15 protein-coding genes are annotated in these 14,499 nt (G+C 51.8%); 9 read left to right on the top strand and 6 right to left on the bottom strand.

All coding sequences use genetic code 11. The annotated features are described in order from the left end of the window. The coding region (locus BP727_RS08630) for an MFS transporter (protein WP_286858340.1) at positions 1-617 on the bottom strand (617 nt) is incomplete at its 3' end. Positions 618-652: 35 nt separating this feature from the next. Next, positions 653-1,567 carry a formate/nitrite transporter family protein gene (locus tag BP727_RS08625; RefSeq protein ID WP_394339410.1) on the bottom strand — a complete coding sequence of 305 codons (915 nt, stop codon included), beginning with the start codon at positions 1,565-1,567 and terminating at the stop codon, positions 653-655. Between BP727_RS08625 and BP727_RS08620 the strand changes: the two genes are divergently transcribed. After that, positions 1,503-1,664 carry a hypothetical protein gene (locus BP727_RS08620; protein ID WP_286858337.1) on the top strand — a complete coding sequence of 54 codons (162 nt, stop codon included), beginning with the start codon at positions 1,503-1,505 and terminating at the stop codon, positions 1,662-1,664. The two genes, BP727_RS08625 and BP727_RS08620, sit on opposite strands and share 65 nt — an antisense overlap. Before the next feature lie 294 nt (positions 1,665-1,958). Here BP727_RS08620 and BP727_RS08615 read toward each other — a convergent pair whose 3' ends face one another. Continuing rightward, positions 1,959-2,885 (bottom strand): sulfide/dihydroorotate dehydrogenase-like FAD/NAD-binding protein, encoded by a 927-nt coding sequence (locus BP727_RS08615; protein WP_013720160.1) that lies wholly within the window; start codon positions 2,883-2,885, stop codon positions 1,959-1,961. 20 nt (positions 2,886-2,905) lie between these two features. Next, positions 2,906-3,058: a hypothetical protein gene (locus tag BP727_RS08610; RefSeq protein WP_157863800.1), complete on the bottom strand. Its 153-nt coding sequence runs from the start codon at positions 3,056-3,058 to the stop codon at positions 2,906-2,908. Between the two features lie 133 nt (positions 3,059-3,191). Between BP727_RS08610 and gltA the strand changes: the two genes are divergently transcribed. The 6 genes from gltA (at position 3,192) to BP727_RS08580 (ending at position 8,265) form a co-directional block, all read left to right on the top strand. Further along, the gene (gene gltA / locus BP727_RS08605; RefSeq protein WP_286858335.1) at positions 3,192-4,604 is read left to right on the top strand and encodes an NADPH-dependent glutamate synthase; all 1,413 of its coding nucleotides are present in this window, start codon (positions 3,192-3,194) and stop codon (positions 4,602-4,604) included. Between the two features lie 18 nt (positions 4,605-4,622). Continuing rightward, positions 4,623-4,886: a hypothetical protein gene (locus BP727_RS08600; protein ID WP_013720158.1), complete on the top strand. Its 264-nt coding sequence runs from the start codon at positions 4,623-4,625 to the stop codon at positions 4,884-4,886. Between the two features lie 18 nt (positions 4,887-4,904). Further along, entirely contained in the window at positions 4,905-5,600 is a 696-nt protein-coding gene (gene alaXM / locus BP727_RS08595; protein WP_048132412.1) for an alanyl-tRNA editing protein AlaXM, read from the top strand. An 80-nt stretch (positions 5,601-5,680) separates the two neighbouring features. After that, the gene (locus tag BP727_RS08590; protein WP_286858332.1) at positions 5,681-6,373 is read left to right on the top strand and encodes a hypothetical protein; all 693 of its coding nucleotides are present in this window, start codon (positions 5,681-5,683) and stop codon (positions 6,371-6,373) included. 63 nt (positions 6,374-6,436) lie between these two features. Beyond that, positions 6,437-6,862, top strand: a complete 426-nt coding sequence (locus BP727_RS08585) for a VOC family protein (protein ID WP_013720155.1) — start codon at positions 6,437-6,439, stop codon at positions 6,860-6,862. A 116-nt stretch (positions 6,863-6,978) separates the two neighbouring features. Next, entirely contained in the window at positions 6,979-8,265 is a 1,287-nt protein-coding gene (locus tag BP727_RS08580; protein WP_286858330.1) for an anaerobic sulfatase maturase, read from the top strand. 86 nt (positions 8,266-8,351) lie between these two features. Here BP727_RS08580 and BP727_RS08575 read toward each other — a convergent pair whose 3' ends face one another. Beyond that, complete coding sequence (locus tag BP727_RS08575; protein ID WP_286858328.1) at positions 8,352-10,763, bottom strand: arylsulfatase; 2,412 nt, start codon at positions 10,761-10,763, stop codon at positions 8,352-8,354. Positions 10,764-10,806: 43 nt separating this feature from the next. Here BP727_RS08575 and BP727_RS08570 point away from each other — a divergent pair, with 43 nt between their 5' ends. Further along, positions 10,807-10,962 carry a hypothetical protein gene (locus BP727_RS08570; RefSeq protein ID WP_286858326.1) on the top strand — a complete coding sequence of 52 codons (156 nt, stop codon included), beginning with the start codon at positions 10,807-10,809 and terminating at the stop codon, positions 10,960-10,962. Between the two features lie 642 nt (positions 10,963-11,604). Here the strand turns inward: BP727_RS08570 and BP727_RS08565 are convergent. Further along, entirely contained in the window at positions 11,605-12,780 is a 1,176-nt protein-coding gene (locus BP727_RS08565) for an ABC transporter substrate-binding protein (RefSeq protein WP_273278445.1), read from the bottom strand. A 169-nt stretch (positions 12,781-12,949) separates the two neighbouring features. Here BP727_RS08565 and BP727_RS08560 point away from each other — a divergent pair, with 169 nt between their 5' ends. After that, positions 12,950-14,485, top strand: a complete 1,536-nt coding sequence (locus tag BP727_RS08560) for a transporter substrate-binding domain-containing protein (RefSeq protein ID WP_286858325.1) — start codon at positions 12,950-12,952, stop codon at positions 14,483-14,485. Positions 14,486-14,499: the final 14 nt, after the last annotated feature.

Below are 14,499 nucleotides of genomic sequence, written 5' to 3'. Positions count from 1 at the left end.
TTCAAGGCGTCCCTAATTTCGTTTTTCCTTTTTATTGTCTCATCATCCCGCTCAAGGGCGAAATATGCGCCCAGCAGGCCTGCAGTCAGAGCAAGGACTGCCAGGACCAGGCTCATGTTCCTGTAGCCGAATGCATTCAGCATCAGGCCGAATACTGGTGACATGATGGCAGCGGCCAGACCAAATACCATGCTCACCGTTCCCGAGACCAGCCCCTTCCTCTGAGGGTACCACTGCTGCACCAGAGTGAGGGCGGGGATGTAGACAAAGCATGAGGCTGCACCGTTGATAAAAGCCCAGGCATAGACCATGGCAATCGAATTTGCAAAAGCGGCGAGGATGCAGCCGATGGTGGTGAGGAGGATTCCCAGAATTATCATCCTCCTGATGCCATATCTCTCCTGCCAGCGGCCCGCCAGAAACATGAAGATGCCCACGGCAGAGAGCATGAAGAAGATGGTAGCCCCAGTGGCCCCGCTGCCAACATGAAACATCTCCTGCCATAGGGAGGCCATCACTCCGGGAAAGCCGAAGGTGAGGGCGCCCGGCCAGAAAATAGCGATGCAGCAGCCGATTATAGCCAGGGCTCCATTCCTCTCTCCGTTATTTTGATTCATGCTCTATTTGCAGCCAATAGAACTGCCGGGCATTGTTACTTCTTTGCTCCCTTCTCAGGGATTGCCTTGCAGACTGGCCCCTTGAGATAGACATACCAGTAGAGCGCCGCCACGAAGAAGGCTGCTCCCACGATATTGCCCAGCGTTACTGGAATAAGATTGGTGATAAAGAAGTTGTACCATCCCATTCCACCGGCGAGGTTGGTCGTAGCCACTCCAGCGGTCGCCAAATTAGCGGCGATGGCCGGATCGTTGGCGGCGAAGATGCCAAGAGGAATGAAGAACATATTGGCCACGCTATGCTCAAAGCCAATGGTAACGAAGGCCATGATGGGGAACCAGCAGGAGAAGATCTTGCTTATCACGTCCTCTGAGCTGATGGCCAGCCAGACGGCGAGGCAAACCAGCCAGTTGCAGCCTATCCCTCGCAGGAAGGCGGTGCTGAAGTCCAGGCCGCACTTGGTGTTGGCCACGGTTGCCGCCCAGCCCGCCCAGGGGAGGTTATCGAACAGTCCGCACTGGTAAGCAAGGAAGTAGGCGACGAAGACCGATCCCACCAGGTTGCCTACGTAGACGAGCGACCAGTTCTTGACCAGGCCTCCCAGGCTTGCCTCTCCGTTCAGGACGCTGATGGGGGCGAACATGCAGTTGCCGGTAAAGAGCTCCGATCCGGCGATGACGACCAGCATCAGGCCCACGGGGAAGACCGCTCCGGCGGCGAACTTGACCAGGCCCCCTGGCATAGCGATCTTCCAGATCTCGCCGTCTGGGCCGGTTATGGTGCCGTTGGAGAGGCCTCCGGCCACAATCTCGCTCAAAAGGGCTCCAAAGGCGATATAGGCCCCGGCCAAAAAGCCTAAAACCAGCAGCTTCTGCCAGGTCATATTGCATTTCGTGCATCCGGCAGCTATTGCTGCCTTAGCGATATCAGCGGGAACTTTGAATGCTATTGTCTCTCCCTCCCAGACGGGCGAGTGCAGTCCCGGCCAGGAGCTGCAGATACTTCATTCCTTGATCTATGCTGCTCCCGGACGAACTGCTCAGTGAATCGCTCGCAATTGTGGAAACTCCTTGCCGGGATATGACGTAAAAGGCTTGCGGTTTGCAGTGGGTGACTACTCCCACCCCTTAAAAGGGGCAGGCTTCAACGGTTTTGATTCCGACAGATTGTAGTCCCAATCTGAGTATATTGATTGCCGCATTCAGAATAATCTCGTATCAGCGTTCGGTTGCATTATCGCCAGCTAATCAGTCTCAGGAAAACATGAAATCCGGGCGAGGGTTCACTTCATCCCCAACCTAAAGGATGGGGAATTCGTGACCCTCCGCACTCCCGTTGCATTAAACCCCCGCTAGCTTGCAGTTGGCCTCGGTATGCTCTATCTCCTCGACGCTCATTCTCTTTGCAGGGTTGAAGCTCTTCTTATGCCGGCAGTCCATCAATTTATGCCAGTTGTCCCTCTCCCAAATGTTGAAGGACTTATCCTCCTCCGGTATCAACTGGCGCAGCCTCAGTACCAGCCCATCCCAGTTAATATCGTGCCCCTCGAATTCCGGCCCATCCACGCAGGCGAACTTGGTTTCTCCTCCCACCTCCACCCGGCAGGCTCCGCACATCCCCGTTCCGTCCACCATGATCGGAGTCAGGCTCACAGTCGTATCCACTCCCGCAGCCCGAGAGGCATCCGAGGAGACCTTCATCATAAAGGGACAGCCGTGGGCGAAGATCCTGTTGATCTTTTTTCCGGATTGCAGCTCCTGCTCGATGAAGTCATTGGCCCAGGCGGTCTTGCCGCAGCCTGTCACCACATGAACCTCGTCGCTGAATTCTCCCAGCCTGTCCGTCCAGAAGACGAAATCCGGGCCCCGGCCCTCCACCACGGTGATGACATAGTTGCCTTTCTCCTTGAGGGCCTTGACCAGTGGTAGCGAGGGCCCCACGCCGAAGCAGCCGCAGGCGCATATCACCCGGCCGAAGTTCTCGATCTCCGAGGGCTTGCCCAGGGGGCCGGCGATGTTGGCCAGAGAATCGCCTTCACACATGGTGGATAGCTTTGCAGTGCTGGTTCCCAGGACATAGAAGACGATATCTACTGTTCCCTCTTTTTCGTCCCAGCCGGCAAGGCCCATGGGAATCCTCTCCCCTTTCTCGTCCACCCTGATGATCACAAACTGACCGGGCTTTGCGCTGCTGGCGATCTTGGGCGCCTTGAACTTCATATGAATGATATTGGGAGCCACTGTCTCCTTGGTTACTATCTCGTACATCTAGCCTCCTCGAACTTTATTCAGCGAATAGACCACTCCCGCCGGGGACTTTTTGGCGCAGCGGCATAGAGCGCTAGCGCATAAAAGCCAGCTTTTTGGGCCGCTTCTGGAATTGTCGATCCCTTCAAGACCACAACCTCTCGCCCATCGTTGGCAAGCTTGAACTCCGACATGTTCCCGACCGCACCAGAAGATGATGCGGATTGATCGTATTAGTAGGTTGCTCTGAAAGGAAAATCTTTTTTATATAGCAGGGCGATGCTCAGCGCTAAGAGATCATAGCCTCTGAGGCGCGGTGTGGAAGAAATGGCAGAAAAGTTGAAGTTAAACCGGGTGGAGATGCCCAAGCAATCTCCAGAGAAGAGGAGGAGCAATTTCGAGGAGGTTGCCCTGGGCTACACTCCAGAGCAAGCGGCTCTAGAGGCCAACAGGTGCATCCAGTGCAAGAAGCCCAAATGCGTTGAAGGCTGCCCCGTGGGAGTGAACATCCCCGAATTCATCCTCGCCCTGCGGGATGGTGATATGCCCGGAGCGGCATTATCGCTAAAAGGAAAAAACAGCCTACCCGGGATCTGCGGCCGGGTCTGTCCCCAGGAGGTGCAGTGCGAGAGCCGTTGCGTTCTTGGAAAGAAGGGCGCGCCCATAGCCATAGGTCGCCTGGAGCGCTTTGTGGCCGACTGGGAGCGGGTGACGAAAAAGTGCCCGCCCTGCGAGCTGCTGCCTCCCTCAGGCAAGAGCGCTGCTGTTGTGGGCTCCGGTCCCGCAGGGCTCACCTGCGCTGCAGACCTGGCCAGAATGGGCCACAAGGTCACCATCTTCGAGGCCCTGCACGAGGGCGGAGGGGTCTTGGTCTACGGAATTCCCGAGTTCCGCCTGCCCAAGGGGATCGTCCGCTCGGAGATCGAGTATGTCAAGTCCCTCGGCGCTGAGCTGGAGCTGGACTCTGTGGTGGGTAAACAGGTCCAGATAGATGAGCTTCTCAAGGGTGGCTACGATGCCTTATTCCTGGGAATCGGCGCCGGAGCACCACGATTTCTCAATGTCCCTGGCGAGAACCTGAGCGGCATCTACTCTGCCAACGAGTACCTCACCCGGGTCAACCTGATGAAGGCCTACAAGTTCCCCGATTATGACACTCCCATTAAAAAGGGCAAGAAGGTGGCCGTGGTGGGTGGAGGAAATGTGGCGATGGACGCCGCCCGGTCGGCATTGCGTCTGGGAGCAGATGAGGTGCACATAATCTACCGCCGCTCTCGGGAGGAGATGCCTGCTCGCCTGGAGGAGGTGGAAAACGCCATGGAAGAGGGAGTGATCTTCGACTTCCTCACCAACCCCACCCGGTTTTTGGGCGACCACCGGGGCATGGTCAACGCCATGGAGGTGGTGGAAATGGAGCTGGGCGAACCAGATGCCTCCGGCAGGAGAAGCCCCAGGGTGAAGAAGGGCTCAGAGCATATAGTGAACGTGGATACAGTGGTCATCGCCGTGGGAACGGTGCCCAATCCCCTCATCACCTCCAGCACGCCTGAGCTCAAGACGACAAAGTGGGGAACTTTAGTGGTGGACGAACGTGGAAGGACCACCATGGAAGGGGTCTGGGCAGGAGGAGACATCACCACCGGTGGAGCGACGGTGATCAGTGCCATGGGAGCGGGCAAGATCGCTGCCACGGATATAGACCATTGGCTGAGGAAGAATGGGAAGTGGAGCGAGAGCTGAGCACTAAACCCCTTTTCCATGAGTGATAATTCTCCTGGCACTGGAATTGCAGCAAAGGCAAAAGCAGTGCACGATCTGGTGAAGCCCGAGCTGCCAAGTGCTGCTGGGGTATGCGTTGTGGCTGGCGAGGTGATAGCATCCGGATCAGTGCCAGAAGCCTCTATTGGAATTCTTGGCTTTCTTGCCGGCTTTTTCATCTCCGGCACCGCCATGATCACCAACGACTATTTTGACCTGGAGGTGGATCGGGTGAATCACCCCGCCGATAAGCTGATAAAATAATGGGTTAACATTGTGGCGATGAAGTCAATCTATATCGAAGATAGTTACATACGATCTTTTGATACGACTGTTGCTGATGTAAAGGGGGATGGCGTCATCCTTGAAGAGACTGCATTCTATCCTCAATCAGGTGGACAGCCATCGGATTTGGGGTCATTATTTCGAGATGAGGATGAGTTTTGCGTCTTGAGAGTTGAGCCGTCAGGACCAATCCACATCATGGACAGGACCGGCCTTGCTCCGGGAGATAGGGTATCGGGAAGAATAGATTGGGATCGACGTTACAGATTTATGCGCAGCCATACCGCCTGCCATATTCTCAGCTCGGTAATATTCGATAAAACTGGCGCCAGGATAACTGGAAACCAGATAGATATTGCCCGGTCGAGGGTGGACTTCAGCCTGGAAGCCTTTGACAAATCGAAGATAGCCGAATATGTTGACCAGGCCAACCAGTTGATCTCCGAGGATCATGCTGTAAGGATAAGCCTGCTGCCAAGAGCTGAGGCCATGGCTATACCGGATCTGGTGCGTCTTGCCATGGATGTCCCGGATAGAGAGGAGATAAGGGTGGTTGAGATCGAGGGCGTGGACCGGCAGGCATGCGGAGGGACTCATGTCGGCAGAACTGGTGAGATAAAGGGAATTAAGCTGGTAAAGGCAGAGAACAAGGGAAAGGCCAACCGACGAGTATACTTCGAGCTGACCGAATAAGGTTACAGCATACAGGGTCGGAACCCAGGTCACGAACAGATCTGAAGGTATCAAAAGATTAATTATCTAATCTTTCAATTATGATTCCAGTGATCGGGAATTCATTCTGTCTAATGCTCATCGTGAGTGTGGCGGCAACGGCTCTTGCGGCAGGCTTTTTCTGCGATACTGGAGAAGCAGCAGCAACCGAAATAGAAGATCTTGGCGCCAATCTTCACAATTCAACTCCCGACCTTGGCCATAATAATCCCATATGTAAGAGCACTGTTGCGGATATGGAGTTTCGTTTTGAAGAATCATCAACGGTGAGGGGTTCGGGCGAGGTTTCCATCAAGGGATCATTTCACGATACTGGAGTGGATTCCAGCGGCTGGATGAAAGGCTCTGGATCGATCAGCCTCGAATCTCTGCGCAACATGAGCAAGATTCGCCAGGAGGTGGAATTCACCCAGAAGGACGATCTGGTCTTCGCTGGCGGACAGCTCAAGAATAGGAAAAGCATGAGCCTGCCCTTATTCGAGAACGGCACCGGCGCAACTGTCCGGGAGAGGTTCAATCTGAGCCATGTGGACCGGAGTGAGACCAATGCGATCAGGTCTTTTGACCGCTTCAATAATTCTATGATCTACGACACAGCGCTCGCCTTTGACGGAAAGTGGGACCTTGAGAACAGACGTGGGTGGTCGATCTATATGAATAGAAGCAAACAGTCCTATTCGGGATCATTCCAGACCCAGAAGAAGATCGTGTTTGATGATTCTGATCAAGGTTAGGTTCGGAGAGGAGCCTTTAATGCCTCTGGCAGCATTAAACCCTCTAATTCAGAGGAGTTAAATATGGAAGCACGATTGAACATCGTCACGCTAGGGGTTCGAGATCTGGATAAAGCCATTCGATTCTATCGAGATGGTCTTGGATGGCCAATGTCCAGCGTTAGCGCAGGAGATTTTGCGATATTCAAATTGAGCACAGGCACTGCATTGGCTTTATTTCCCAGAGAATTGCTGGCCTTAGATGCCAATGTTAGGGATCCTGGAGGATTTGGCGGAATCACCCTTGCCCATAATGTAGCAACCCGTGAAGAGGTGGATTTGGTTTTATCTCAAGCTATTCAATCCGGAGGTAGCATCCTTAAGCCAGCCCAGGCACCCGAATGGGGTGGCTATTCAGGATATTTTGCCGATCCAGATGGGCATCCCTGGGAGATTGCCTGGAATCCTCATTTCGAACTTGAGCAGGGTTGCTTGGTTTTGCCCGATTAGAGAGCGTATTGCAGCGCCAGTCCTACTCCCAGATGACCAGAACGGCAGAGCATCTAGTGGAGCTGAAAACCTAATTGGGGGAAGATTGATTTGCTTTGAGGAAATTTCCACCATCAATGGGAAAGACAGACTCATTGCCCGGCTTTCATCTGCTGGCCAAGCCCACGGGAGCAGCATGCAATTTAGGCTGCAAGTACTGCTTCTTTCTCTCAAAGAAGAGCCTTTATCCTGGCAGCAGCTTCAGGATGTCCGATGAACTGCTGGAGACATATATCCGCCAGTACTTGGAAGCGCAGAGAATTCCACAGGCTACCATCGCCTGGCAGGGCGGCGAGCCCACGCTGATGGGCTTGGATTTCTTCCGGCGTTCGGTCCAGATCGAGCATAAGTACAGCCGTCCGGATATGATCATCCAGAACACCATGCAGACCAATGGCACTCTGCTTGACGACGAATGGTGCGAATTCTTCCGCGAAAACAACTTTCTCATAGGTCTATCCCTGGACGGGCCCAGAGAGTTTCACGACGCTTATCGAGTGGACAAGACAGGAAAGCCTACCTTTGACAGGGTGATGAAGGCGGCCCGACTCCTGCGGCATCATAAGGTGGACTACAACATCCTTACCACAGTTCATGCCGCCAACGGCGATCATCCACTGGAGGTTTACCGTTTTCTCAGAGATGAAGTGAAAGCTAATTTCATCCAGTTTATACCCATAGTGGAGAGAGAAAACGACACCGGCTTTCAGGAGGGAGATGTCGTCACCGATCGTTCAGTGAAAGCGGAACAGTATGGCCGTTTCTTGATCTCTGTCTTCAATGAATGGGTGTGCAGAGATGCAGGGAGGATTTTTGTTCAGATATTCGATGTGGCTTTAGCCGCCTGGTCTGGAATGCCTTCCGGAATGTGCGCATTTTCAGAGACTTGCGGCACGGCCATGGCCTTGGAGCATAACGGAGACATGTACTCTTGTGATCACTTTGTTGAACCGAAATACCTTCTGGGCAATATCTGGAAGAGGGACATGGCCGGATTGGCCAGATCGACAAAGCAGCAGAAGTTCGGTCGGGATAAGCTCGACGCGCTGCCGGAATATTGCCGCCGCTGCGAGGTGAGATTCGTCTGCAATGGCGAATGCCCTAAGAACCGCTTTATAAAAACGCCTGACGGAAAATCTGGTCTAAACTATCTGTGCGCCGGCTACAAGGAGTTCTTCAGGCACATTGACGGGCCGATGCGGTTCATGGCTCATGAACTCCGCCTGGGCCGGGCTCCAGCTAGCATTATGAAATACACCAAGGACGGCAAGATTCCCCAGGTCATCTTCAAGCCAGGAAGGAACGATGCCTGCCCCTGTGGCAGTGGGCTGAAATACAAGAAATGCCATGGAAGGGCGGGATGAATGAATTCCTGTTCCAGTCATCGTTGACCAAGTCATAAAATAAAAATAAAGGTATGGACAGTCTGAAGACTGCCCGTACCTAAGGTTCAGTCGTTAGCGACAGTCATTTCCACTTTCTCCAGATCTCCAGTATACTTGAACGGGCTCTGGTAGTCGTCTGTCACAGGCGTCTGCGGATCTTGTCCAACCTCCAAACCCTCTTCGAAGGAATAGCGTGCGGGCACTGTGAAAGACATATCCACGCTTCCTTCCTCATTGCCATTGATGAAGAGCCTGCCTTCGCCCTTCCACCTTCCGGTCTTCTCGAACTCAAAGCCCAGGGTGGCCTCTCCTTCAGGTACCTCATTTATCGAGGAGACTCTGTAATGCTTCATGTTGAAGAGATTGTAGTCGAAGATGAGGTGCTTATCCTTGACATAGAGCGACAATCCTGCGAACCTGCCACCTATGGAGAAGAGAACGCCTTCGCTATCGTTTCCGGAGGTGTTCACATATGCAGTCAAAGTGTAGGAGCTGTTGCGCGTGTCGGGGATAGCTGGCTCCATGATCTTTTCTACTCCGGGCAGGTAGGTGAAGGTCGATATTCCTCTTGCCTGGAGAGCGGAGTACCTTGCGCCTGCGCGGTCATCCAGGGGCAGCACGTTATACTTACTGGCCTCGGCCCACCAGCGATCCTTCATCTCTTCAAGCTTGGCAGGATACTGGTCTGCCAGGTTGTGTACCTCAGAGACATCGTCGGTGAGGTTGTACAGCTCCCAGGTATCGTTTTGGAAGTCAGGGCCATAGTTTAGGTGGTGGAACGCAACCGCCTTCCAGCCATCGTACCATATGGCGCGGGTTCCCATCATCTCGAAGTACTGGACCTTCTTATGAGTAGGCTCGGTGGAGTTAGCGAAGGTATAGGCCAGGCTAATTCCTTCGATAGGCTTCTGGGTGACGCCATTGTAAACCTCAGGAGCATCGAATTCCAGGACATCAAGAACAGTTGGCACAACATCGATAGCGTGACAGAACTGCGACCGGATACCGCCCTCTTCCTTGATGCCATCAGGCCAGTATATTATCATTGGATCGTGAGTTCCGCCTTCATGGCTGGTCCACTTGTAGAGCTTGTGGGGGGTGTTGTCGGCCATAGCCCATCCCAGAGGATAGGTCGGGTACGACAGAGGTCCGCCAATCTCATCGATCTTGGAAAGCATAGTGCTGATATTGGTTATATTGCGAATGGGCAGGAAGTCGTTTTGGAACCCGGTCGAGTCTCCTCCTTCGGAAACCGAGTTTGCCCACATGACCGTGTTAGTAAAACCATTGGCGTCACCCTCTGGAGATGCGCCGTTATCAGATATCACCACTATCATGGTGTTATTGAGCTGGCCGCTGTCCTCCAGGTAATCCAAGAACCTTCCAATCTGCTCATCAGTGTAATCGATGTATGCGGCGTGAACCTCAGCAAACCTTGCATAAACCTTCTTCTCGTCTTCTGTTAGGTTGTCCCACGCTTTTACCCACTGGTCACGTGGCGCCAGATCGGTGTTCTCAGGTACGACTCCCAATTCCTTCTCTTTAGCCAGAGTCTGGTTTCTCATGGCATCCCAGCCCATATCGAATCTGCCCTTATACTTATCGATGTAGGCCTTGGGAACGTGATGCGGCCAATGGCCAGCACCGAAGGCCAGGTAAAGGAAGAAAGGCTTGTCCGGCTGGAGGGATTTTCCGTCGCTTATGTACTGTATGGACTGGTTCACCAGGTCCTTGGAGAGATGGTAACCCTCCTCTGGGGTGGCGGGCGGCTTTATGCGGGTACTGCCGGAAACCAAGTCAGGATACCACTGGCTGGTGTGGGACTCAAGGAATCCGTAGAACCTCTCAAATCCCCTGTTCATTGGCCACTGGTCGTAAGGTCCTGCTGCGTTGATAGAATCGGAAGGCGCAAGGTGCCACTTGCCCACGCAATACGTATCGTACCCTTGCCCAACCAGCATCTCAGGCATGGTCGCTGCTTCTTTAGATAGATAAGTCGTATATCCGGGGTAGCCCGATGCAAACTCCATTAAAGAACCGACCCCTACAGAATGAAGATTTCTGCCCGTGAGCATGCAGGCACGGGTTGGAGAGCAGATGCCAGTGGTATGGAAGTTGGTGTACCTGAGTCCTCCTTGAGCCAATCGATCTATATTTGGAGTCTCGACAGGTCCGCCAAAGCATCCAAGGCCACCGTATCCAATGTCATCTAAAACCAAGAACACGACGTTGGGCGACCCCTTTGGAGCCTTTACGGTCTCAATGGGACATGGTGTTGAGTCTGCATAAGTCAGGCCAATCTGAGGTACGCATTTCTCACCTGCCTCGGTTGTGCCCTGAGAAGAAGCGGACGTAGATTCGCTCTTTTCAGACTTGATGACTAGCACGGTCTCCTGCTCGGGCGAGATTACGTCCTCATTGGACACATCTGCCAGGGTCGAACTCTCGGATAAGACCTTTCTTCTATTCGTAACCATTTCCAGGCCAGAGTCTTCCAGCGATCCGTTGCTGGAGCGACCCTTGGCGTCGGCTGCTATCGTCTGGGTGATCAATTGGCTTTCTGAAATCGCTAAAGCATCTGATGCTTCAGCAGAATTGCTGCTATCTGCAGAAAAACTATCGGATGCTGCTATTGCGAATAAAAAAATCAAAAAAGCCATTGTCACTGTGGCTTGATTTGGAATTAGTATTCCTCCTTAATCCAAGGAATGCATCATGGTATAGATAATTATCCGTCCGGTGATCCTGACAAAAACACATTATTGAGAGTATATAGGGGTGATTTTATCAAAAATCTCATGATAAAATATCCTCTTGCCGATTCTAAAATCCGTCAAATATTTCGAGCTAATTCTTTCTTTTCTCGTAAAAATGATAATATCTTCAATTGATCCGGATGGGGAATACCTTTTGAAGAGGAGAAGACAGTGCAGACACTGTCAGCACAGCTCTCCTGATCACATTTCATATAAATCATCTACATCAAGGATCCTCTGAAGTGCCATCTACCGGAAGCCGGAGGAGCTGGCCAGGCAGGGGCATAAAGCCCTTCACGAGGAGGTTCGCATAACCTTGGATCTGGTCTTATGGGATGGCTCTTCGCTGAATTTTGTGGTGGATTCAAGTTCAACCATACAACATAGCGAGGAGCCTATGGGATCCCATACCTCATGGGCTTCCTGGGGCTGGAGGACGCCAACAGCGAGCGGGACCTGGGGGCGGGTATTCTCAGGTGCTGGAGAGGTTTATGTTTGAGCTGGATCACGGATTTCTCCTTCATCGCCCGACAGAAGCGCATGACCACGGGGAGAAGGACTCCTATCCAGATATAAGCGGCATATTCGTGGATTGCATCACTTCCAAATCAGCAATTTCCCCATCTATCAGCGATACTATGGTTACGTCCTTGTTAGGTATGCGACAGTCATCCTGGTAGCTTATATCCCCTGTCACTCCACTAAACCCTGAAGTATTTCCAAGGGCCTGAAAAATCGCCTCCGGATCGCTCGATCCAGCCCTGTCAATGGCCTCGGCCAGAAGTTTGACTGCATCATATCCCAGAGCAGAGAAGGCGTTCTCAGGAGGATATCCGTACTCGGATTTGTAGGCCCGAACGAATTCACCTGTGCGGGAGGAGTTTTCATCCAGAAGGGCATGTGTCGAAAAGATGATCCTTCCCATCCCATCTCGCCTCAAGTCAAGCGAATCGAGGCTATCGCCGCCAAATATAGGACTATCAATGTCGGCCTTCCGCAGAGCTTCGATCACAGCCTTGGCCTCTTCCGGTCCTGCTGCAAGGTAAATCATCTCAGAATGCGCATCAGAGACTTCCTGGCTCAGAATCGCCTGATCTGAATCATTGATGAAGGCTTCCATGATGATTTCTCCTCCCAGATCTGCATATCGTTCCTTGAAATAGTAGGCCAGGAGGCGAGCGAATTCCATATCCCCATCCACTAGAAGTGAGCATGTTTTGATTCCCATCTCATTAAAGGCATACTCAGCCCCCGCTTGGGCTTGGACATTGTCGCCAAAGCATGCCAAGAACAGGCCTTCATTCTCCTCTGCCAGTCTGGGAGAAGTTGCGCCTGATGTGACAAAAGGTATCCCCGCTGCAGCTATAATCGGTCCTGCTGCTAAGACCATATCTGTGTCACTCAGGCCTATTATTGCCGAGACGTTTTCTGCGATAAGGGCTTTTGCGCATTCGCCCACACCTGCAGTATCGCTCTTGCCATCACATATGATCAGTTCGATCTCTTTGCCATCGATTCCACCAAGCCTGTTGATCTCATGAACTGCAAGCCTAGCTCCACTGGCAGACGGCAGATCCAAGGGCGATTGCGATCCCACCAGGTTGTATATCGCCCCGATCTTTCCAGTCTGTTCAGATACTTCCTCCAGAACAAATTGATCCTGATCTGTTTGAGCCAATGCCATTGCCCCAATGATGCATATCTCTAATAGTGCAATAAAGGCGAGAGCAGATGCCATCCTACTAATATCTGGACTCAAGATGCATACCTCCTTTTCTTTTTGATTACTCAAGACAGGCCATAGTGCATTATAGTATCCACAATTTGAACTTTTGCATGCACCTCAAATCGTATGGCGCCAGATACAAAAAACGGTGCGAAATGTTAAAATGCATTAGTGCCCTTCATTGATACTGATATTTCCAGGAGGGAGATATATTAGGGTATTTTATGCATTAAGATATATAGCAATATTACTTCTAGTGAATATTTCGATAGCCAATATCCCGTGCTTGGCTGCTGATCAGACAACATCAGCGGAGGATCTGACCTATATAACCGAGCAGTATCCACCTTACACTTTCCAAGAAGACGGCAAAGCCCAGGGTATTTCCGTAGATCTTCTAGAAAGGATATGGCAAAAAATGGGCGTTGACCTTAATAGGAGCATAATATTGCTTCTTCCCTGGACAGAAGGCTATCAGAGGACATTAAGCGAAAATAATACCGTTCTCTTTACAACGGCCAGGCTTCCCGAAAGAGAGCAGCTATTCAACTGGGTGGGGCCAGCTGCCTCTGGCAGGGATGTTCTCTTGGCAAAGAAGGATAAAAATGTCACCATTACAGATCCGCAAGACCTGAAAAAATATAAAATAGGGGCTATCAAGGATGATGTGGTGGTCGAAAGGCTTCTTAATAGCGGTTTAAAGAGGGAGGATCTGATTCTTGAGAATGCATCCGCACCGATTATCGAGAAGTTGGAAGATGGCAGCATTGATGCCTGGGCATATAATGACTTAGCAGGTATCGTGCTTATCCAGGAGGCTGGTGCAAATGCAAGCAATTACGAGATAGCATACGTACTCGCCCAAAACAATGCCTACTTCGCATTTAACAAAGGGACTCCTGATTCAGTAGTGCGGTCTTTCCAAGAAGCTCTGGATAGCATCAGAGACGAGAAAGATGCAAACGGAATATTTATGCTTCTTCAGATTCAGGCGGATTTGCAGGGAAGCCTGAATGATTTAGATTCGGATATCGCTAATGCTGCTCAAAATCTCTCAACCGCAGGCCTCGAGGGAGATGCTGCTCGCAGAGTTCTTGCTGAGCTAATAGGGACCAACTCAAACATAAGCAATGCAGTCACAATTGGCAAGGATGGAAAGATCATCGTAGATGAAGGCAGAGGAAGCGAGAGCGCCGAAGGAGCCGATATAAGTAACCAGGAACATATTGCCCGCTTATTGCAGACCAAAACCCCTGTGTTAAGCAAACAGCTGCCATTGGTAGAAGGATACAACGGCACAGCAATTGCGTATCCGGTATTCTCATCACAAGGGGAATTCCTGGGAGGCATCAGTGCAATCATTGAACCAGACAAACTGCTAGATGCCATTGTAGCACCCCATCTCTACTATGATGTCTCTAACAGGAGCAATATCACCGACTACAGCTTCTGGTCAATGCATCTGGATGGTCTAATTGCCCACGACCGAGATGAAAGCCAGATAGGGAAGTATCTATTCGAGGACCCGCTTTATGCGCCATATCCTAGCCTGCTGGCCTTGGGAGAGAAGATAATCGCTGACAGGTCCGGGCACGGAAGCTATAGCTTCCAGGTCACTGAAGGAGATAAGAAGGTAGTGACCAAGGACACATACTGGACGACAGCTGGGCTGCATGGCAGGGAATGGAGGCTGGTCGTCACCAAGATACTGCAGTAATTTCTCAGTTCTCT

It is taken from the genome of Methanosaeta sp. UBA356, from assembly GCF_002496465.1.
In the GTDB taxonomy this organism is placed as follows: Archaea; Halobacteriota; Methanosarcinia; order Methanotrichales; family Methanotrichaceae; genus Methanothrix; species Methanothrix soehngenii.
This window is presented reverse-complemented; position numbering and strand designations above follow the sequence as displayed.

Excerpts from the sequence above, each read along its gene's own strand:
- BP727_RS08590 (WP_286858332.1), top strand. The coding sequence starts at position 5,681 with ATGATTCCAGTGATCGGGAATTCATTCTGTCTAATGCTCATCGTGAGT.
- BP727_RS08615 (WP_013720160.1), bottom strand. The coding sequence starts at position 2,885 with ATGTACGAGATAGTAACCAAGGAGACAGTGGCTCCCAATATCATTCAT.
- alaXM (WP_048132412.1), top strand. The coding sequence starts at position 4,905 with ATGAAGTCAATCTATATCGAAGATAGTTACATACGATCTTTTGATACG.
- BP727_RS08580 (WP_286858330.1), top strand. The coding sequence starts at position 6,979 with ATGGGAAAGACAGACTCATTGCCCGGCTTTCATCTGCTGGCCAAGCCC.
- BP727_RS08600 (WP_013720158.1), top strand. The coding sequence starts at position 4,623 with ATGAGTGATAATTCTCCTGGCACTGGAATTGCAGCAAAGGCAAAAGCA.
- gltA (WP_286858335.1), top strand. The coding sequence starts at position 3,192 with ATGGCAGAAAAGTTGAAGTTAAACCGGGTGGAGATGCCCAAGCAATCT.
- BP727_RS08565 (WP_273278445.1), bottom strand. The coding sequence starts at position 12,780 with ATGGCATCTGCTCTCGCCTTTATTGCACTATTAGAGATATGCATCATT.
- BP727_RS08575 (WP_286858328.1), bottom strand. The coding sequence starts at position 10,763 with ATGGTTACGAATAGAAGAAAGGTCTTATCCGAGAGTTCGACCCTGGCA.
- BP727_RS08610 (WP_157863800.1), bottom strand. The coding sequence starts at position 3,058 with ATGTCGGAGTTCAAGCTTGCCAACGATGGGCGAGAGGTTGTGGTCTTG.
- BP727_RS08585 (WP_013720155.1), top strand. The coding sequence starts at position 6,437 with ATGGAAGCACGATTGAACATCGTCACGCTAGGGGTTCGAGATCTGGAT.